The sequence below is a fragment of the Nostoc sp. PA-18-2419 genome (assembly GCF_005869855.1).
Lineage (GTDB): Bacteria > Cyanobacteriota > Cyanobacteriia > Cyanobacteriales > Nostocaceae > Nostoc.
Genome location: NZ_SZNH01000026.1, coordinates 35,633 through 55,681, shown reverse-complemented (window position 1 = coordinate 55,681; position 20,049 = coordinate 35,633). Strand labels below are relative to the sequence as shown.

Annotated in this window: 17 protein-coding genes and 1 pseudogene; 10 read left to right on the top strand and 8 right to left on the bottom strand. The window is 40.7% G+C overall.

The genetic code is table 11. The annotated features are described in order from the left end of the window. Positions 1-58: 58 nt before the first annotated feature. A complete protein-coding gene (locus FCR06_RS22845; protein WP_138503808.1) occupies positions 59-1,027 on the bottom strand; it encodes a VOC family protein in 969 nt (322 codons plus the stop codon). Between the two features lie 723 nt (positions 1,028-1,750). Here FCR06_RS22845 and FCR06_RS22840 point away from each other — a divergent pair. Beyond that, positions 1,751-2,950, top strand: a complete 1,200-nt coding sequence (locus tag FCR06_RS22840) for an acyl-CoA dehydrogenase family protein (RefSeq protein ID WP_138503806.1) — start codon at positions 1,751-1,753, stop codon at positions 2,948-2,950. A 323-nt stretch (positions 2,951-3,273) separates the two neighbouring features. Here FCR06_RS22840 and FCR06_RS22835 read toward each other — a convergent pair whose 3' ends face one another. Continuing rightward, a complete protein-coding gene (locus tag FCR06_RS22835) occupies positions 3,274-3,942 on the bottom strand; it encodes an HAD family hydrolase (protein WP_138503804.1) in 669 nt (222 codons plus the stop codon). A 199-nt stretch (positions 3,943-4,141) separates the two neighbouring features. Continuing rightward, the gene (locus FCR06_RS22830; protein WP_138503802.1) at positions 4,142-5,092 is read right to left on the bottom strand and encodes a D-2-hydroxyacid dehydrogenase; all 951 of its coding nucleotides are present in this window, start codon (positions 5,090-5,092) and stop codon (positions 4,142-4,144) included. A 34-nt stretch (positions 5,093-5,126) separates the two neighbouring features. Here FCR06_RS22830 and FCR06_RS32915 point away from each other — a divergent pair, with 34 nt between their 5' ends. Continuing rightward, positions 5,127-5,282 carry a hypothetical protein gene (locus tag FCR06_RS32915; RefSeq protein ID WP_189523537.1) on the top strand — a complete coding sequence of 52 codons (156 nt, stop codon included), beginning with the start codon at positions 5,127-5,129 and terminating at the stop codon, positions 5,280-5,282. Here FCR06_RS32915 and FCR06_RS22825 read toward each other — a convergent pair. From FCR06_RS22825 to ssuD, 5 genes are all read right to left on the bottom strand, one after another. Continuing rightward, positions 5,279-6,226, bottom strand: a complete 948-nt coding sequence (locus FCR06_RS22825) for a D-2-hydroxyacid dehydrogenase (RefSeq protein WP_138503801.1) — start codon at positions 6,224-6,226, stop codon at positions 5,279-5,281. The two genes, FCR06_RS32915 and FCR06_RS22825, sit on opposite strands and share 4 nt — an antisense overlap. 110 nt (positions 6,227-6,336) lie before the next feature. Then, complete coding sequence (locus FCR06_RS22820; RefSeq protein WP_138503799.1) at positions 6,337-6,846, bottom strand: GNAT family N-acetyltransferase; 510 nt, start codon at positions 6,844-6,846, stop codon at positions 6,337-6,339. Between the two features lie 260 nt (positions 6,847-7,106). Beyond that, positions 7,107-7,877, bottom strand: a complete 771-nt coding sequence (locus FCR06_RS22815; protein WP_138503797.1) for an ATP-binding cassette domain-containing protein — start codon at positions 7,875-7,877, stop codon at positions 7,107-7,109. Positions 7,878-8,005: 128 nt separating this feature from the next. Beyond that, entirely contained in the window at positions 8,006-8,830 is an 825-nt protein-coding gene (ssuC, locus tag FCR06_RS22810; protein ID WP_138503795.1) for an aliphatic sulfonate ABC transporter permease SsuC, read from the bottom strand. A gap of 187 nt (positions 8,831-9,017) precedes the next feature. After that, on the bottom strand, positions 9,018-10,166 hold the full coding sequence (gene ssuD, locus FCR06_RS22805; protein ID WP_138503793.1) for an FMNH2-dependent alkanesulfonate monooxygenase: 1,149 nt from the start codon (positions 10,164-10,166) through the stop codon (positions 9,018-9,020). A gap of 760 nt (positions 10,167-10,926) precedes the next feature. Here ssuD and FCR06_RS22800 point away from each other — a divergent pair. The 8 genes and pseudogenes from FCR06_RS22800 to FCR06_RS22770 all read left to right on the top strand — a co-directional run bounded on the left by FCR06_RS22800 (position 10,927) and on the right by FCR06_RS22770 (position 19,933). Further along, positions 10,927-12,780, top strand: a complete 1,854-nt coding sequence (locus FCR06_RS22800) for an iron uptake porin (RefSeq protein ID WP_138503791.1) — start codon at positions 10,927-10,929, stop codon at positions 12,778-12,780. A 488-nt stretch (positions 12,781-13,268) separates the two neighbouring features. Then, positions 13,269-14,903, top strand: a complete 1,635-nt coding sequence (locus FCR06_RS22795; RefSeq protein ID WP_138503789.1) for an FAD-dependent oxidoreductase — start codon at positions 13,269-13,271, stop codon at positions 14,901-14,903. Next, positions 14,900-14,947, top strand: a pseudogene (locus tag FCR06_RS34650) (hypothetical protein); the annotation flags it as partial. The gene FCR06_RS22795 and the pseudogene FCR06_RS34650, both read left to right, overlap by 4 nt. Positions 14,948-14,968: 21 nt before the next feature. After that, the gene (locus FCR06_RS22790; RefSeq protein WP_317616838.1) at positions 14,969-15,229 is read left to right on the top strand and encodes a 4Fe-4S ferredoxin; all 261 of its coding nucleotides are present in this window, start codon (positions 14,969-14,971) and stop codon (positions 15,227-15,229) included. 19 nt (positions 15,230-15,248) lie between these two features. Continuing rightward, entirely contained in the window at positions 15,249-16,301 is a 1,053-nt protein-coding gene (locus tag FCR06_RS22785) for an ABC transporter substrate-binding protein (protein WP_138503785.1), read from the top strand. A 244-nt stretch (positions 16,302-16,545) separates the two neighbouring features. Next, positions 16,546-17,727: an acyl-CoA dehydrogenase family protein gene (locus FCR06_RS22780; RefSeq protein WP_138503783.1), complete on the top strand. Its 1,182-nt coding sequence runs from the start codon at positions 16,546-16,548 to the stop codon at positions 17,725-17,727. A 75-nt stretch (positions 17,728-17,802) separates the two neighbouring features. Continuing rightward, the gene (locus tag FCR06_RS22775) at positions 17,803-18,624 is read left to right on the top strand and encodes a class I SAM-dependent methyltransferase (protein ID WP_138503781.1); all 822 of its coding nucleotides are present in this window, start codon (positions 17,803-17,805) and stop codon (positions 18,622-18,624) included. 196 nt (positions 18,625-18,820) lie between these two features. Continuing rightward, a complete protein-coding gene (locus tag FCR06_RS22770) occupies positions 18,821-19,933 on the top strand; it encodes an aliphatic sulfonate ABC transporter substrate-binding protein (protein ID WP_138503779.1) in 1,113 nt (370 codons plus the stop codon). Positions 19,934-20,049: the final 116 nt, after the last annotated feature.

Sequence of the window (20,049 nt, the reverse complement as noted above, 5' to 3'; positions counted from 1 at the left end):
GTTAAAAGTTATTCTTTTGTCCTCTTGTCTCTCCATATCCCCCAACCAAAAGCTTTGACTAACCAACAATTACCCAGTACATCCCATCTGGTGCAACTAATCCAAAAGAAGGTTCGCCAAATTCGTTAGGAATGACTGGTKTAACATTAGTAGCGTTGCTGGCAATGACGCGTTGATGAAAAGCCTCAATATCCTCAACTTTATAAGTAAAAAGGCTTATGCCCAACGAACCTGGTTGAGCATATTCGCGGCGATCGCTTGTAGGATAAAGTGGGCTATAAACTTGAAAAACTCCAACATTGGTCTTTGGTGAAGCGAAAACCGAAAGATAAAATTCTTGCCCTTCATCCAGCATCATAATCTGCCGAGTTGAGAGATTTTTATAGCCGGACAGCTTGGGGTTATTCTCTGATGGCACAAGTCCAAAAACCTCTGTGTAAAAAGAGGTGAGGCTGTGGTCAGAAGTGATGAAACTAGAGTGAGTGCCCTCGCTCAGTAATAGCCCAGAACTCTGATTAATAGTGCCATAACCAGGGCGGTCATAGTTATATCGCTGGAAAAACGCCTGTCGTGTCTCTTTACCAATCACAAACATTTCCCGGACACCGACAAAGCGGTTATATAATCCCGTCCCCACATTGCCAACAAATTCGATGCCACGCACTGGTTCGGTATAAATCCAGTCTCCGCCGTTAGCTTTGTCGTCGGCAAAAGCATCAGCGATCGCATAGATATCTTGAGTCAGAGAAGCAAACCACCGACTACCCTCGACCACTGGCAAGGTATCACCTAGTCCTTCATTGCGCGGTTGTTCCCACCACATTACTCGCACAAGTCCATGTTCTGATGAGTTACCATTTTGCAGTCGCAGTGATGTTAAATCTGAGCCATGACCGTAGAGTAATTTTGCGTTTTCTGTAGAAAATTCTCCCCTGTTGACCTCTCGATAGCCGAACTCATTCCAATATTTCAGACTAGCTTCAATATCCTTTGAACCAACACAATTTTCAAAAATCCCGCTAATCATTGTGATTAACCTGATAACTACAAAAATTTAGATTATTTAGTTATATCAATCTTGTGGGGTGGGTATCTTGTTATTGGTGTCAACTTAAGCTCAAACCATTGTCCTATGTGTAAATCCTCTGCTGCTTCAATCCCTTGAGGCAAGGAAATGGTTGTGCTTACCGCAGGTATCGCAATCCTAAGCAACCGATGAGTTTGAAAAAACTTCATCAACATCTTGACTCTACTTTTAGAGATAAATATTTACTTTTGAGAAGCGTAAAAGAACTGGGGATTGGGTAATCAGTGTCTATAAATCTATGATTACGATACCCATAAACCGATAGCTTGAAAATCTAGGTGATCGATTATTGCTTATAAAAACAATCTATAGAGTTATCTTATAAAAAAATAATACGGTAAATGCAGTATATTTTCGTAATATGCAATCATATTCATTTAGTTACGTGGATAGAGCAGCTTATCAGATGGCTGGAGTACTCGTAAAAGCGATCGCAAACTTTATCAAAGTTTTGGTGAATTGTTATAATCTTTGGTGCATAGACGCGTTCGCAAAGTGTCTCATTGGCACAGCCTCTCGTAGACAACAGAAGCAGCTTGTGATCAGACATCGCCTAATATCTGATGAAAGCATCTTAAGTTTGTAGAAACATCAACTTTTTTTGCAAGACGAGTATCTGGCCGTCTTGAAAAGACTTCAGCTTACCTCAACCAGGAGTATATTATGTCACAGTTGGAACAAGCGCTGCCAGACACCTTTATAGCCAAAAGCTTAGAAACTACCCCCAATATATTCCACCGGGTTGAGACTTTGGCCAAGGACTTTGCTACCCGTGCGGGGGTACACGACAAAGAGGGTTCGTTTCCTTTCGAGAATTTTACAGCTTTGCATCAGGCAGGACTGCTCAGCCTCACCATCCCCCGCCAACTGGGCGGTGAGGATTTGGGGCTAGAAACTATCTGCCGAGTGATTGAAGGCATAGCGCACGGTGATGCTTCCACAGCACTAGTACTGACAATGCACTATCTCCAACATGCCCATGCAGCTCGTAGTCGTCGTTGGCATCCAGAAGTATATAAACGGGTGTGCTGTGAATCAATCGAAGGTATTGCCTTACTGAACGCAGCGCGTGTAGAACCAGAGTTAGGCACACCAGCCAGAGGTGGATTGCCTGCTACCGTTGCTGAACGCACAACAGAGGGTTGGCGTTTAACAGGTCACAAACAATACACCACAGGTAGTCCTATCCTCAGTTACTTCGTTGTTTGGGCACTAACAACAGAAGATGAACCACAAGTAGGAAATTTTCTAGTTCCTCGCAATCTTCCTGGCTTGCAAATTGTTGAAACTTGGGATCACTTAGGGATGAGAGCCACCGGCAGCCATGACCTGATCTTGGAGAATGTACTAATTCCTTCAGAATACGCCGTTGATATCCGTCCCATCTGTGCTGCGCCTTCTCTCGATCCATTGATCTCCGCTTGGGGCAGCTTGACAGTGAGTGCCTTATATCTCGGTGTGGCTACTGCTGCGCGAGACTGGTTGACCAAATATCTTTGGGAGCGATCGCCATCTAATCTAGGAGAGCCACTAGCAACTCTACCACGCTTTCAAACTGCTGTGGGAGAGATGGAAGCACTGTTATTTGCTAGTCGTACACTGATTTATGGCTTGGCTAAAGATATTGATCGCGGGGAATATGAACCTAACGTAGGATTACAGGCACAAGCTGTTAAATATCTAACTACAACTAACTTGATTCGTGCCGTAGAGATTGGGTTGGAACTAATTGGTAATCCTGGGCTATTGAAAAAGAATCCTTTAGAACGACACTACCGTGACGTTCTGTGCAGCCGTATCCACACACCGCAAAATGATGTCATTTGCCAATCTTTAGGAAAATCGGCACTGAAAGTTAAGTGATTGGAGAAGGTGGGGTCTCCTCTGGGGATATGGGTAATGGGGAAATGAGGAGTAAACAAAAGGTAGAATTCCTAACCGAATCTCCGGCTTTGCTCAACAGGAGCCAGTGCATTGTGTATTTTCCCCGTTGTTCGCTTTTAGCGTTCCTGTAGAGCAACTGGCTTTCAACACTTAACAGTCATCTGTTATCTGTCAAGACTTAACACTCTCAATGCCCATTCGTCACAAGTTAAAGCTGTAAGTAATTGTCAATAGATTTTGAGAAGGCGCTCAAAAGAAAAATTGGTCGGAGCCTCGCTGTTTTTCCGGGAAGGGTGCGACAATTAACTGAACAATTTCAATAAAATCGGCAATTGATACATATCCTCGAAGACTAGCTTTGCTCCTGCAGCAATCAAAGCATCGTGATGCGAAGAATTGCCTTGATTACTTCGTGGAGTATAACCAAATACCTGCATTCGGGCGGCAGATGCTGCTTGCACCCCCGTTACCGAGTCCTCGATTACCAAACAATTTGCTGGAGTCTTACCCATTTGGCTAGCCGCATACAGATACACATCAGGAAAGGGCTTAGGGCGTTCAACATGGTGAGAGCTATATAGCTTGCCATCAAATTGATGCAACAATCCCGTTAATTGTAAAACGAATTGAATATGCCGAGGACTGCTGTTCGATGCTACACATCTTGGCAATGTAATCTGTTCTAAAACGGCAGCAATTCCCTCAGTTGCTTGGAGTTCTTGTTGCAATGCAGCGATTTCTCGTTCCTTACAGCGTTCAAGCAATTTAGCAGGAACTGGTCTTCCGTAGGTTTTCTTAATAATCTCCAAACAAGTTGCCAATGACTTCCCCATAAATTGTTGGGTGACTTCTTCGTAGGTAATTGTCAATCCACCTTCAGTTAATGTTTCGGCAAAAATACGATTCACTATCGGTTCACTATTTACCAACACACCATCGCAATCAAAAATGATCAATTCCAAATTTGTCATAGCTTAACGAACAGTTACATTTTTCAGTAATCATAATCTAGACACTTAATTGATTCCTTAACTCAAAACTGCAACTAAATACATCCACTGCAAATATTACCCCACGATTTATTCAAAATCAGTAGATGATTTCTATCTTTGGAGGTATTGTCAAATTTTTCACAGTTTTAACTTCTTACCAATACTCAATGCCCAACATTTAGTATCCTGCTTGCTTATCGACAACATTTCGTAAAGGCTGACCAGTTTGGTAGCGTTTAAGATTGTCGATAAACAATGCTGCTATACGGTCTCTAAGTCGTGGTGATAGGGCTGAACAATGTGGTGTAATAAAAGCGTTTGGTAGTGACCATAAGGGACTTTCCGCTGGTAGGGGTTCTGTGGCAGTAGTGTCTAATCCAGCGCCCGCAATCCATCCATCACGTAGGGCGGTAAGTAATGCTGTTTCATCCACTATTGCGCCACGAGCGATATTAATTAAGTAGGCGGATGGACGCATAGAGCGTAATGCCGCTTCATCGATTAAACCTTTAGTTTCTGGTGTTAAAGGCGTTGCAATAACTACATAGTCTACATTAGGGAGGAGCGATCGCCACTCATCCGCACCAACAATTTTGTCAAAATTGGGCAAGGGTTCCGGATGGCGGCGGCTACCCCAAACTTTCACTCCAAAAGCTTTAGCACGAGATGCGATCGCTTGACCGATATTTCCTGTACCAATAATTAGTAAAGTCGCATCTGCCAACTCTTCGAGAAACACTCCTCTTACCCAAGTGTGTTCATCCTGCAAAGTTTGCAATTTCCGCAGATTTTTGGCGTGATAGAGCATGAATGCAAGTACGAATTCCGAAATTGGAATCGCGTGAACTCCCGCACCATTTGTAAGGATAATATCCCTTTGCAAAAAATTAGACGTGAGAATATGATTCACACCAGCACTCGGTGATTGTTGCCAACGCAGCTTCGGTGCTGCTGCCAGTACTTTGTCAAGGGTAGAGGACTTGAGGTAGAATCCGTTGACATAAACTTCTGCATCACTAGGATCGCCATCAAAATTGCCTTCACTATCCACCTCTACGAACTCCACATCAGATGGTAATTGCGGCTTAATCTCGCCAATTAGATGATCGGGTAAAATTAGTTTCACCATATTTTTTACTCCCTGATTTTAAAGAGACTGGGGCATGGGGCAAACAGGGAGTGTAGGGAGTGTGGGGAGAGAGGGGGCAAGATTTCTTCCCCATCCTCCCACACCTCCTTTTCCTCCCACACCTGCATTTGTTCCCCATCCTCCCATACCCCCTTTTCCTCCCACACTCCCTGTTTACCCCATTCCCTAATACCCTGCTTCCTTATCTACTACATTTCGTAACGGTTTACCAGCTTGGTAGCGGTTAAGATTGTCAATAAATAGAGCTATTGAACGCTGTTGACTTTTTGGCGAATGACCAGAAGTATGAGGTGTGATAAAGATGTTTGGAAGCGACCATAAAGGGCTTTCTGGTGGTAGGGGTTCGGTGTTAACTGTGTCTAATGCTGCACCTGCAATCCAACCTTCAGTAAGTGCTTTGATTAATGCGGATTCATCAATGACGCCACCACGAGCAATATTAATCAAGTATGCATGGGAAGGGAGCGATCGCAATACAGATTCATCAATAAATTCTTTAGTTTCTTGTGTGAGTGGTGTTGCAATCACTACATAGTCTGCTGTGGGAAGAAGCGATCGCCATTCATCAGCACCCACTACTTTATCAAAATTTGGTAGTTCTTGGGGATGACGGCGACTGCCAATAATTTTCAAGCCGAAGGGTTTAGCACGGGCGGCGATTTCTTGACCGATGCCACCAGCGCCAATAATTAGCAATGTTGCATCTGTTAATTCTTGGATGTTAAAGCCTCTTTTCCAGTGATGTTCTGCTTGTAAACTATATAATTCTGGCAAATGCTTAGCATGAGCAAGTATGTAAGTAATTACAAATTCGGCGATGGGAATTCCATGTACTCCCGCCCCATTTGTGAGGATGATATCTCTTTTCAAATAAGTTGGTGTCAGAATGTGATTCACTCCTGCATTGGGGGCATGATGCCAACGCAGAGCAGGTGCAGCTTCTAATATTTTATGCAATACAGGACTTCTCGATAAAAACCAACTGAAATAAACTTCAGCATCGCTAGGATCGCCATCTAAATTACCATCAATATCTACGCGTACAATTTGTGTATTGGGTGGTAGATGTGGCTCAATATCAGCAACGAGGTCGAGCGGCAAAATGAGCTTCATTGTAGATTACCTCTTTTTTCTTTACGGGATCATCTCCGAAAATTACCTCTGTTTAATCAAAAAATTAAGTGCCATTGTCTCTTGGCATAAATTATGATATTTAGAAAAATTCAGTTATATTTAATATGTAAATACATCAATTCTAAATCAAAATATTGATTATTAAATTTATACGCCATTTTCTCTACTGCATATATTTGAAAGCCCAATGATAAATAAAGTTGTTTTGCTAAAAAATTACTTTCAACAACATCCAGTAATAATATTTCTACCTCGTTAATAATTTTTGCTCTTTCAATTACTTCATTTACTAATAATTTACCTATACCTTTTCCTCGATACTCTTGTTGAACATACATACTACTAATATATGCTTTATGCCTGAGCTTTATTCTTAATTCTTGTTTAAATGCAACTATTCCAATTAACTTTTTATCCTTATAGCAGCCTAAAATGAAATTATTGCTATCAACTGAAACTCTATCCCGAAATTGTTCTATCGTTTTAATTGCTTCTTCATGATACGTTGTGCCAAATGATTCTGGATTTTTATATAAAGCTTCTAATCTAATTAGTCTATAATCTTCTGCATCATATTTTGTTAATTTTCTAATTTTCATTAGATTAAATACAAGGAATAAATATTTATTATTTATTTTAAATTAGTAATATAAATTATTTTTTTTTAGTTTATCTGCGTCGTGAATATAGAAAAAATTACTTAAAGATATAGAGAACAGACTTGAGACAAATTTTGAGTGTTCAAAAACAATTTTAGATTACTGTAGCTACTTTTTAAAATAAAGTTTTAATCTCGAAGTAGCCTATTTTACTGTAGCTACCTCAAGTTTAATATTACTTGATTAAAAAAGCTTAAATTTCAACTACTCAACTGTGCTAATTGGTTCGTTGCTTGAGTAGTTTCATTTCTCATTACTCGTTGTAAAACTGTTTCTCTAATATTGATAAACAGTTCGTTAGTTCTATCTCGCGGACGTGAAAGTCTCACAGGTAAATCTAAAGTAATCTGTCCTGCTTCAATTAGGATTACTCGGTCTGCCAATGCTACTGCTTCTTCTACATCATGAGTAACTAAAAACGCAGTAAACTTACGCTCTTGCCATAAATTCTCTATCAAGTGCTGCATTTCTAGGCGAGTGAGAGCATCCAATGCTCCCAAAGGTTCATCTAGCAACAACAAACGCGGTTGACCGACTAATGCTCTTGCTAATGACACCCGTTGGCGCTGTCCACCAGATAATACATATGGCCACTCATCAGCTCTATCTTCAAGTCCGACTTTCTGGAGTGCCCACTTTGCTCTTTCACGCCAATTCCCTTGCAAGCCTAACCCTACGTTATCAATAACTCGCTTCCAAGGTAGTAAACGGGGGTCTTGAAACATCACTGTTACAGAGCGGGTAAGTTTACGAAGTGGTTCTTCATCTAGTAGTATTCCCCCTGAAGTTGGTTTATCTAATGCTGACACAAGACGCAATAAGGTACTCTTACCGCAACCACTACGTCCAACAATAGCAACAAACTCACCTGGTGCGACTTCTAAATTCAATGATTTTAAAATACTTTTTTTGCCAAATTCCTTCGTTAGCTCCAAAATACTTAATTGTGTACCTTGTACATTTAAACTCACTCGAACAATCTCCTTTGTTTACAAAGTATATATGGTTAATTTTGTAATCAAATCAAAATTTGTCATGCAATTTTCGTCATTAATCAAAAATCAAACAAACTATTTTAATTTTTGATTAATGATGAAATTTATGCACCTTGATAATTAGGATTCCAAGCCAAAAACTTTCTTTCTAACACTCTAGCGATGGTATCAGCTAATTTACCAAGCAGGGCATAAATCACAATACTCAAGACTACAACATCAGTTTGCATAAATTCACGAGCATTCATTGCCATATAGCCAAGTCCGGAATCTGCTGCAATGGTTTCGGCAACAATTAGTGTCAGCCACATAATTCCTAAGGAAAAACGGACACCAACAAGAATCGAAGATAAAGCCCCAGGAAAAATTATTTGCCACAAAAGTTGTGGTGTTTTCAATCCATACACTTTTCCCATTTCAATCAGACCAGGATCGACACTACGAATTCCATAAAACGTATTGAGATACAATGGGAAAAATACACCCATAGATACTAAAAATAATCTAGCTTGGTCGCCAATACCAAACCAGAGGATTACTAAAGGAATTAATGCCAAATTAGGGATAGTACGGAGCATTTGTAAAGAACTATCTAATAACTTTTCTGCTAAACGAGAAAAGCCATTGAGTAATCCCAAACCGAAGCCAATACTGCCACCGACTATAAAACCAGATATGGCACGCCCAGCACTAATTCCAATATGTTGAAACAGTTCTCCAGTTGAAGCTAATCTAACTGCTGTAATAATTACACCACTAGGCGCTGGTAAAATTCTACTGGAAAGTAAACCAGTTCTGGAAGCAAATTCCCAAAGTACTAGTACAAGAACAGGCACAATCCAAGGAACTATTTTTTCCATTTGTGGGCTTTCTAGCACTGCATTTAGAGAGATGTTATTACGTTTGTTGTGTTTAAGGGTGATAGTCATGGGATGAAAATATTTTGGATTAGAATCTAATTACAAATTAAGTAGGTCAACATAAAAATCTAAAATATAATCTTTACGATTATTTCGCTTCCCTTCTATTCTCTACGTTGGGCTGCGCGAACGTGTGTACACTCAGTTTTGCTCGTGATGACATCTCATATTTAATTAGGTTGAGCAACTTATTACCTTATGAAGCAGTTGTTAGTTGTTTAGCAAATTTTTCATTGGCGGCTGTTTCGCCAAAATGACTCAACACTTGTGGTGTTGAAGGTGCAGGTTGGTTCTGCAAAGGTAGGTGTGGGAATAATAATTCTGCGGTGCGATACGCTTCCTCTAAATGGGGATATCCAGAGAAAATGAAACTTTCTATTCCTAGTTCTTGATATTCCAGCATTCTAGCGATAACGGTGTCGGAATCTCCAACTAAAGCTGTGCCAGCACCACCCCGCACTAATCCAATTCCTGTCCATAAATTGGGGCTAATTTCTAAGGCTTGGCGAGAGCCATTATGTAGTTGACTCATGCGCTGCTGTCCTTCAGAATCAGAACTAGCAAAGTCTTTTTGAGCTGTGGCGATCGCTTCTTGATCTACATACTTAATTAACTCATTGGCAGCATCCCAAGCCGCAGACTCGGTTGATCGCACAATTACGTGCAAACGAATGCCAAAACGTACTGTTCTACCTTGTTCTGCCGCCAGTTGCCGAACTTCAGCAATTTTTTGTGCAACTTGTTGTGGAGGTTCTCCCCAAGTCAGATAGACATCTATATGTTTGGCAGCAACCCGTTTGGCAGCAGTAGATGAACCACCAAACCACAAGGGTGGATAGGGTTTTTGAACTGGTGGGAATAGGAGTTTACCGCCTTTGATATCTAAATAGTTTCCTTTAAAATCAACTGTTTCCCCGCTGACAATACCTCGCCAAACACTTAAGAATTCATCGGTTAAATCATAGCGATCGTCATGACTCAGATGCAAGCCATCTCCAGCAAGGTGTACGGGATCTCCACCAGTCACGACATTAATTAATAATCTTCCTTTAGAAATCCGATCAAATGTTGCTGCCATCCTTGCCGCAGCCCCAGGAGAAGTGATTCCTGGGCGAATTGCTACGAGAAATTTCATTTGCTTAGTAACAGATATAAAAGCCGCAGCAGTAATCCAAGCATCTTCACAAGAACGGCCTGTAGGTAGTAATGCACCTGTATAGCCTAAACTATCTACGGCTTGGGCAATTTGCTGCAAATAATCAGGTGTAGCAATACGAGAGCCAATGTCTGTGCCTAAATAGCGTCCGTCATGAGATCCAGTTGGAATAAACCAAAGAATTTGCATTAGTTTATCAGGTAGGAGGTTTATAATTTACGTTTAGTCGACCGATTTACCGTAGTTTACAGTTAAAATTGTACTTGATATTACGTAAAAATCAACCCTTATTTAACCATTAGTCAAAAATGGCTGCTGATATGAAAAGTTCCTTAATCAGTAATTTTTACACTTTCATCTCAAAATAACTGTGTTAGAAACAACTTTTCTTTAAATTTTCTTTAAGAAGCTAGGAATTAGTAGTCTTCAAGATGCTCTACGATTAAAGACTACGCTCTTTTACGTAAAACAATTGAGACCTTTATCTACGTTGCTATGAGCTAGATAAAAGTCAAGCGATCGCAGTTAGCGAGTTGAGTTAGCCAATAATAATTTTGACATATTTTTGCCTCATGTAGAACTACTAGGTCTTGCATTGTACCAAGGTCTATGCAAAGATAATTTTGAATAAACCGGTAAATCTATCGATTTATCGTACTTTAGGAATAATTGATGCTGTCAAAATGTAGCTGATTATCAGCCACCACTTTTCAAATATCGTCTTACTATCCTTTGAAGCGCCAGAATTAATAATTTACTGCGACTTTCGGATTTTATATTGAACTACTTAGTAGTCGTTTTGATATCTGAATATTTGTCATTTTCTCATCAATGAAACCTTAAGTCCTATTAAAGGTGTAGCACAAATATTGCATCAGGGATTTGTGCTAGTTTTTTGTCGAATTTAGAGCTAGTTTATTCGTTTTTTGGGTTGAGGAGTTAAAGAGTCATGTCCAATTTTCGCTGGAATTATAAATCCATACTGTTCCTGCTTTCATTACTAAATATTCTAGCTGTCGTGGTTTTTCATCCAGCTAAAAGTTCGGCTGAACTGCCTAAAGAACTAGAAGCAAACAAACTTCAACAAGCAATTGATAATCAAACAGTACAAACTTCAATTACTGAACTAGAGGTAAATAAACCTCCAGAACCAATTGTGAATCAAACAGTAGAAACTTCAATTCCAGTAGTAACTACTAAAAAAACTAGAAAGCCAGAACAAGTAACATCTGTCTCGGAATTATCTGGAGCTGCAGCATCGACTAAGAAAAAACCTACCAATAATTCTGCTGAACAAGTAACATCCGTCTCCCAACTATCAGACGTGAAGCCGACAGATTGGGCATTTCAAGCACTACAGTCTTTGGTGGAACGCTATGGTGTCATTGCTGGATATACAGATGGTACATTCAAAGGAAATCGCCCTCTGACGCGCTACGAATTTGCTGCTGGTTTGAATGCAACTTTAGAGCGTCTCAATGAACTAATAGCTACTTCAACGACAGATTTAGTCAGACGGGAAGATTTAGATACCATCAAAAAACTACAAGAACAATTTTCTCCAGAACTTGCTCAATTGCGGGGACGTTTAGATAACTTAGAAATGCGGACTGCCAACTTAGCAGCAACTCAGTTTTCAACTACAACCAAACTTATAGCTAGAACTCAGATTGTCTTGGGCTCGCTTTTTGCAGGCAATAATGTTGTGACTAAGACACGCGCACCTCGCAATCCCACACTTCAAGGCTCGGCTACCTTACGCTTAAACTCCAGTTTTAACGGAACAGACTCACTCAGCATAGCCTTGACAGGTGGAAATCAAGCATCGTTGGGACAAACAAGAGCTGGATACTTAGGAACTTATGAAGGGAGAACCGCTGATAATTCCAGTATTACTTTTCCATTCAATCAGATTATTCTCAGTGGTGTTCGCTATCGGTTTTTGCCTAATCCAAATACCCAAGTAAATATCTATGCCTTATCCGATGGAGCTAGTGAGATAGGTCTTTCCGGCCCGGTTAACCCATATTTTGAATCGTCTTCTGCAACTGGTGCTAATGGAATTTCACGATTTTCACGACGGTCTTTGGTCTATAACTATGGAGATAGCGGCGCCGGAATTGCCATACTCCAGCGCTTAGGCAAACAGGTTCAAGTTGGATTAGCATACAGTACACCAAATGGTAATAATCCAGCAATTAATAATGGCTTTTTTTCAGGCAGGTATTTAGCTTTAGCACAGATAATATACTACTCAGGTAATAGAAATTTTCGAGTAGCTGGAACTTACGTCAATACCTATAGCCCACCAAATACCCAAGGTTTTAGTGGAACAAACTTCGGTCCAGCAGTGGGAAGTAACCTGGTAAACAGTACTGTGGCTGGGGCGGGAACCATAGGTAACCTTTATGGTCTACAGGCGTTCTATCAAATTAGTTCTAAGCTGGCAATCAATGGATGGGTAAGTTATGCATCCCATCGCTATATAGGACGCGGAGATGGCGCAGCTATGGATTGGGCGGTAGGACTGGCATTCCCGGATCTTTTTAAGCAAGGCGCTCTTGGGGGATTTTTAGTTGGTATGGAGCCAAAAATGATCCGTCTGAGTGATAGTGTAAATTTGGGATCGGGTTTCGGGCAAGCAGATAAAGATACCTCTCTGCACGTTGAGGCATTTTACCAATATAAAATTGGGGACAATATTGAGATTACGCCAGGTTTAATCTGGATTACTGCACCAAACTCTGATAGCAGTAATCCTGATAGTTTATATGGTTGGATTCGTACTGTCTTTAGGTTTTAGTCATTAGTCATTTGTTCTTTGTCCTTTGTAGAAACTGGGGCATTATAGAGTGTGGGGAGTGTGGAGAGATGATGAAAAAGCTTCCTCATCTCCTGGTTGGTGAGTTTCGACTACGCTCAACTATCGCGAAGTCGAACCACATCTCCCTCATCTCATAACCTGACAAAGCACAAAACTATGTAAAAAGCAAGTATATATTCAGATATCGAAAGTTTATTTTGCAGAAATTTATATTTGAATTTATTTGTGACAATACTTGCTTTTTCTCAGAAATTGTGAAAAGCTTTGTTATGTAAAAACTACGGTTAATCGCTAAAGATAAAGTAGTATAGTAAAATTTAATTTACAGGCAACCTAACTAAAAGAGCCATAAATTGAGGATAGTAGAAAACCCTTAATTAGGATAGGCAAAGAATCTGATAGTATGCGGCGTCAATGGGGTGAAAATTTGATGCTTAAGACTCGCTCGATGGGGAGAAATATTTTAGATGCTCAAGACATTGACAATTGATTTTGAACTCGACCTGCAAGCAGATGTCCTAGTAATTGGCGGTGGCCCTGCTGGAACTTGGGCGGCTTGGAGTGCTGCATCAACTGGAGCTAAAGTTGTCCTCGTAGATAAAGGATATTGTGGGACGACTGGATGTGCAGCTGCATCTGGTAATGGTGTATGGTATGTGCCACCCGACCCCGAAGCACGGGAAACAGCCAAGGCAAGTCGGGAATCATTAGGTGGGTTTTTATGCGATCGCAATTGGATGGATCGGGTACTGAATCAGACGTATGTTAACGTCAATCGGTTAGCAGAGTGGGGTTATCCTTTTCCCACCGACGATGAAGGCAAACCCTATCGGCGATCGCTCCAAGGGCCCGAGTATATGCGGTTGATGCGGCGGCAAGTTCAACGCGCAGGAGTCAAGATTTTAGACCACAGCCCCGCCTTAGAACTATTAGTAGATGAAGATGGTGGTGTTGGCGGTGCCACGGGTGTGAACCGTCAGACTGGTGGAAGATGGATGGTGCGTTCAATTGCCACAATCATTGCCACTGGTGGTTGTGCGTTTTTAAGTAAAGCGTTAGGATGCAACGTCCTAACAGGGGATGGTTATTTAATGGCTGCTGAAGCAGGTGCCGAGATGTCGGGTATGGAATTCTCCAACGCTTACGGCATCTCCCCAGCTTTTTCTTCAGTTACCAAAACCTTGTTTTACAATTGGGCAACTTTCACCTACGAAGACGGCAGCGTGATTCCTGGTGCGGGTTCTCAAAGGGGACGTTCGGTAATAGCCAAGACATTGCTCGAACAGCCAGTTTACGCCATTTTGGATAAAGCAGCCGAATCGATGCGCCCATCTATGCGTTTGGCGCAGCCTAACTTCTTTTTACCCTTTGACCGTGCAGGTATCGATCCATTTACTCAACGTTTCCCTGTTACCTTGCGTCTAGAGGGAACTGTACGCGGTACAGGAGGAATTCGGATTTTAGATGATAGCTGCGCCACCTCTGTGCGCGGACTCTACGCTGCTGGAGATGCAGCCACACGAGAACTGATTTGTGGCGGATTCACTGGCGGTGGTAGCCACAATGCCGCTTGGGCAATATCTTCTGGCTATTGGTCAGGCGAATCAGCTGCCCAATATAGCCGCATCAGACAACAGAAAACTCAACCTCACCTCAAGGGTGTCGGAGAGGTAGCATTAAAGAGTCAGAGCGATCGCTTTGATAAATTTGCAACTGCTGAAGTGATTCAGGCAGTCCAAGCCGAAGTATTTCCCTACGAACGGAACTTATTTCGTACAGAACAAGGCTTAACTCAATCTCTAGCTAGACTCAATCACCTCTGGCAAGAAATCCGCAGTAGCGAGGTAACCTCAAATCAAGAACTGATTCGGGCTAGAGAAGCTGCGGCGATGGTAGCTACAGCACGATGGATGTATAGCAGTGCCCTTGAACGTAAAGAAACTCGTGGTATGCACAAACATTTAGACTATCCCGAACAAGATCCTAACCAACAACATTATTTAATTAGTGGTGGATTAGATCGAGTCTGGGTCAAGACTCAGCCGCTAGATACTACAGCAAAAGCAGAAAATCCAAAATCTAAAATAGGAGCCGCAGTGTGATTGAGTTGGTCAGCGAATCGCGGTGCATACAATGTAATATCTGCGTGAACGTTTGTCCAACCAACGTGTTTGAGAGCGTACCTGATGCACCGCCAACTATTGCCCGACAAAGTGACTGTCAAACCTGTTATATGTGCGAATTGTATTGTCCAGTTGACGCTCTTTATGTAGCACCCCAAAGTGACATGCAGACTTCAGTCAACGAAGCAGAATTGGTAGAAGTCGGCTTGCTGGGTAGTTACCGTGAAAACGTTGGTTGGGGACATAAACGGACATCAACAGCAAAAAGCGATTCAACATTCCAAATTCTCAAGCAAATGAAATAGTACAGCGGAGAAAATAGTCATGCTGTCGTTCATGTTAGCAATAGGTTCTGTCAGTCAAAATAAATTTAGTTTGAAATTATTAGCTTCAGTTGCTTGTGTTTTGCTGCTATTAACTACAGGATGTAGCCAAAACAAAAGTGAATCTGCTCAATCCATTGAAGCTGTTAATGCCAATAGCACTGGTTCTGTTACTGCATCTAACAATATATCTACCTTGCGTATAGGTTATGTGGGTAGTGCAGAACCTACAGGCCCACTTGGTTGGGCGAAGAAAAAGGGAATATTAGAGCGGGAACTCAAAAAAGTTGGATTTCAAAACATTACTTTTGCGCGATTTCCGAACGGCCCGGATTTAAATGAAGCCCTTGTTGCGGGTCAATTAGATGTTGGTTCTTTAGGCGATACACCAGCGATTGTTTTGAGAGCCAAAGGAGAGAAAACTCGACTGCTACGGATTACTCAATTTAATACAATTGCTTGGCTAGTAGCGAAAAAGAATGGCCCGCGATCGCTTGCTGAACTAAAAGGAGAAAAAATAGCTACCCAAAAAGGTTCTTATATGCATCGATACCTGTTGGGTTTATTAGCTGAAACTAAAATTACCAAAGATGTAAAAATCGTTCACTTGATGAGTACTGAAGCAAAAGCAGCGTTAGAACACGGTGACGTAGCGGCTTATGCGACTTCAAGTGATATGGGGCCTTTTCTGAAATCCCAAGGATTTCCGGTGATTGATTCTTCAGCAAATCATAATGGTTTATCAGGAACTTCATTAATTGTAGCAACTGAAACCTTTTTAGCAAAACAGCCTGATTTTGCTGAGAAATTTAACACCATTCTCACAGAAGCAGCCAAAGATTTAAAAGCTAATTCTGAAGAATATTATCAATACCACGCGCAAATTACTAAATATCCCGTTGATATCATCAAAGTATCCTACCCACTTCAACAAGTATCAGAAGAACCATTGCCACCTGAGGGAGTCAAACTTTTAGAAGGTACTAAAAAGTTTTTAGTTTCGCAAGGTTTAGCAAAGTCAGACTTTCAATTAAAAGATTGGGAAGAAAAATAGTAAGTGGGGACTGGGAAATAACTTTCCTAATGCCCATCCAATCAATAAAAGTGTTCCATGTTCCATTTCCTCTGTTTAGTTGTAGAGTGAAAAAAACTCACTCTACATTTCTCCTAAATTATGCATCAACAAATTTGGAAAGTAGGTTTTATTTCACTATTACCAATCTAAAATCGAAACTTATATAAGTATTTTTCTGTGTTCAGCTAATTACAAGTTACTAAAGTATCAAGGATGATTTTTTATGGTACTAGATATTACAAAACCAAAGGATTACATTGATGTAGCAGCTTCTTTATCTAAAGAACTTGCTCAATCCTCAGTTGAAAGGGATGCTAAAGCCGGAGTTCCAGAAGAGGAAATTAATCGGCTACGTGAAACTGGCTTACTACCATTAATTGTGCCTAAACAATATGGTGGAACTGGGGCAACTTGGATTGATGCCTTAAAAATTATTAGAAAACTATCAAAAGCTGATGGTTCAATTGGTCAGTTATATGGTAATCATTTGAATTTGACGGCTTTGGGTCATGTTTCTGGTACACCAGCCCAAAAGGAAAAATATTATAGTGAAACTGCTAAGAATAACTTATTTTGGGCAAATGCAATTAATACGCGGGACACTAGGCTGAAAATTAGCCCAGAAGGTGAAAATTTTCGGGTTAACGGTGTTAAAAGCTTTGGTACGGGTATTGCTGTTGCAGATTATCGGGTATTCTCAGCTTTGCAAGATGGTGTAGAATTGCCCTTCATATTCATAATTCCTAAGGAAAGAGAAGGCTTAATTTCTAATCAAGATTGGGACAATATTGGGCAACGTCGCACTGATAGTAGTAGTTATACATTTAATAATGTCCTAGTAGAGAAAGATGAAATTTTAGGTCCACCAGAACCTCCTGATAATGCCTTCTCAACTTTTCTTGGTATTATTGCCCAGTTAACAAAAACTAATGTTTATCTAGGAATTACCAAAGGAGCTTTCGCCGCAGCTCGTGAGTATACTAAAACTAATACTCGTCCTTGGATTACATCAGGAGTAGATAGTGCTACTCAAGACCCGTATATATTGCATAATTACGGTGATTTTTGGATCGAAATCCAAGGTGCGATCGCTCTAGCTGACTTAGCAGCCGAAAAGGTGCAAGCAGCTTGGGACAAGGATATAGCCCTGACTCATCAAGAGAGGGGAGAAGTAGCGATCGCAGTTTCCGCAGCCAAAGCATTAGCTACCCGTGTAGGTATAGATATTACCAATCGCATCTTTGAAGTCACAGGAACTCGCGCCACTGGAACTAAATATGGATTTGACCGTTACTGGCGAGATTTGCGAACTTTTACCCTCCATGATCCTGTGGACTATAAATTGCGAGCTATAGGTGATTGGGTACTTAATGAACAGCTACCTGTTATCACACAATATTCATAGGGTATGGGGCATTGGTTATGTCACAACCAGACGCGATGAATCGCGTCTCTACAAAATTTCAAATCTAAAATCGATATGACTCAACTCAAAACACTTCCTACTTATGATCCAACCTTGTTTGAGGGAGCCGCTGAAGGCTACACTCAATACAGAACTAAATATCCGCCTGTTGTATTTGATAGATTAGCGGAAATATTTAATCTTAATGGTCAAGGGCGATTGCTGGATTTGGGTACCGGGCCAGGATTAATTGCAATTCCTTTGCGAACTAAATTTGAAGAAGTTGTGGCGATCGACCCCGATCCCGATATGATTGCAGAAGCTAAACGCCAAGCAGCAGCAGTAGGAGCAAACAATATTACTTGGCTTGAACAAGGGGCAGAGTTCATCGACTCTAGTTTAGGGACATTTAAATTAGCTACTATTGGTCGAGCTTTCCACTGGATGGAACGCCAATCAGTGCTTGAGCGCCTTTATGAATTGCTTACTGATGATGGTGGATTAGCACTGCTGAATACTGGCGATAATCCTTGGGAAAGCTCTCTACCTTGGAAACAAGCTGCTGTTGGAGTCGTGAAGAAATGGTTAGGCGATCGACGCCGGACTGGACAACGAGGAGAAGGGATTCGTAAGCCAGTCGATCCTCCTCATGATGTTGTAATTGCCAATTCAGCTTTTGCTCGTCAAGAAGTCTATGAAGTGCCATTTGAAAAATCTTGGACTGTTGATAGCTATCTTGGCTACTTATATACCACAGCTTTTTCTTTGAAAATTTTCTATGGCGATAACATCCCAGCTTTTGAAGCAGACCTTAAAGAAGCATTGCTAAAAGTTGAACCGTCAGGACATTTTGCAGAAGAACTTAAAGCTACAATCTCAGTTGCTTGGAAGAAATAGCATTGTGCATTTTCTAATTTTCTACCTCACAAATCTTCAACTCAAGTTCCTATAGTCGGTATAGAGTGGGGTAATACTCACTCTACTTACTCTTTTAAATTACTGGAATTTACTAAACAATAAATAATATTTTTGGTTTATTTTTTAATTCATTAGAATTTTTCTATCCCTTAGATAACAAGAAGTAAAACAACCTATGCCAGCTAAAAAACAAAAGTTTGACTTTAATAAAAACCAGAAAATAACACGTCGTTCTTTATTGTTTGCTCTGGGCTACTGCTTAGTATTATCGACAACCTTATCCAGTTGTAGTGAAGCTAAAAATAATGCTCAGCAGTCCCCTGCTTCTTCTGATTCATCAGCTTCATCAGCTTCATCAGCTTCATCTAACACCACAGAGAAGCAAGTAGTACGAATTGTGCGTTCAAAACAACTTACTGGTCTAGCAGTATTAGAAAAGCAGGGGTCTTTAGAAAAGCGATTGGAACCTTTAGGTTTTAAAGTACAGTGGAGTGAGTTTGCAGCTGGGCCGCAACAGCTAGAAGCTATAAATGCAAACGCTCTTGATATTGCATCTACAGCTGAGTCGCCTCCTGTATTTTCACAAGCAGCAGGAGTACCTCTTGTTTATTTAGCTACTACATACTCCAGTGGAAAATCAGTTTCACTTTTAGTTCCGACCAACTCTCCGATTAAAAGTGTTGCTGATTTAAAAGGTAAAAAAGTAGCTTTCCAAAAAGCCTCTATAGGTCATTACTTGTTAGTCAAAGCATTAGAAAAAGCAGGATTGAAACTAAGTGATGTCCAATCAGTTTTTCTACCACCACCAGATGCTAATGTGGCTTTTAGTCAGGGAAAAGTAGATGGTTGGTTTATTTGGGAGCCATTTGTTACTAGAAATGTACAAAATAAAGTAGGTCGTGTTTTGACAGATGGAGGTGAGTTGCGGGATACAGGAAACTTTTACTCGACTTCACGTCAGTTTTATCAGGCACATCCTGATGTGATTAAAGTATTTCTAGAAGAACTGGAAAAAGCAGATATCTGGACTCAAGAGCATCCGAAAGAAGTAGCACAACTACTTGCTCCTGTAACTCAACTAGACCCCCCTATTTTAGAAATTATGCATAGTAAATATGAGTATGGATTGCTACCAATTACTGAGAAAACTATTACAAAGCAACAAGAGGTTGCAGACAAATGGTACAATCTCGGACTTATACCAAAGAAGGTGGATGTTAAAGTCGGGTTTTTGACACCTGAAGAGTATGCTAAAATTACTCCTTCTGAGGTATTAGCTAATAAATAGTTATATTATAGCAATCCTATTTAAGTTGTAAAAAATATCAGTAGTAACAGTTAATTGTTGACTGTTAACAGCAGCAATATTTCACTTTCTTATTTAGGACTGCTATATTTTAGATT

Coding starts and splice junctions, on each gene's coding strand:
- FCR06_RS22840 (WP_138503806.1), top strand. CDS start 1,751: ATGTCACAGTTGGAACAAGCGCTGCCAGACACCTTTATAGCCAAAAGC.
- FCR06_RS22835 (WP_138503804.1), bottom strand. CDS start 3,942: ATGACAAATTTGGAATTGATCATTTTTGATTGCGATGGTGTGTTGGTA.
- FCR06_RS22830 (WP_138503802.1), bottom strand. CDS start 5,092: ATGGTGAAACTAATTTTACCCGATCATCTAATTGGCGAGATTAAGCCG.
- FCR06_RS32915 (WP_189523537.1), top strand. CDS start 5,127: ATGGGGCAAACAGGGAGTGTAGGGAGTGTGGGGAGAGAGGGGGCAAGA.
- FCR06_RS22825 (WP_138503801.1), bottom strand. CDS start 6,226: ATGAAGCTCATTTTGCCGCTCGACCTCGTTGCTGATATTGAGCCACAT.
- FCR06_RS22820 (WP_138503799.1), bottom strand. CDS start 6,846: ATGAAAATTAGAAAATTAACAAAATATGATGCAGAAGATTATAGACTA.
- ssuC (WP_138503795.1), bottom strand. CDS start 8,830: ATGACTATCACCCTTAAACACAACAAACGTAATAACATCTCTCTAAAT.
- ssuD (WP_138503793.1), bottom strand. CDS start 10,166: ATGCAAATTCTTTGGTTTATTCCAACTGGATCTCATGACGGACGCTAT.
- FCR06_RS22800 (WP_138503791.1), top strand. CDS start 10,927: ATGTCCAATTTTCGCTGGAATTATAAATCCATACTGTTCCTGCTTTCA.
- FCR06_RS22795 (WP_138503789.1), top strand. CDS start 13,269: ATGCTCAAGACATTGACAATTGATTTTGAACTCGACCTGCAAGCAGAT.
- FCR06_RS22785 (WP_138503785.1), top strand. CDS start 15,249: ATGCTGTCGTTCATGTTAGCAATAGGTTCTGTCAGTCAAAATAAATTT.
- FCR06_RS22780 (WP_138503783.1), top strand. CDS start 16,546: ATGGTACTAGATATTACAAAACCAAAGGATTACATTGATGTAGCAGCT.
- FCR06_RS22775 (WP_138503781.1), top strand. CDS start 17,803: ATGACTCAACTCAAAACACTTCCTACTTATGATCCAACCTTGTTTGAG.
- FCR06_RS22770 (WP_138503779.1), top strand. CDS start 18,821: ATGCCAGCTAAAAAACAAAAGTTTGACTTTAATAAAAACCAGAAAATA.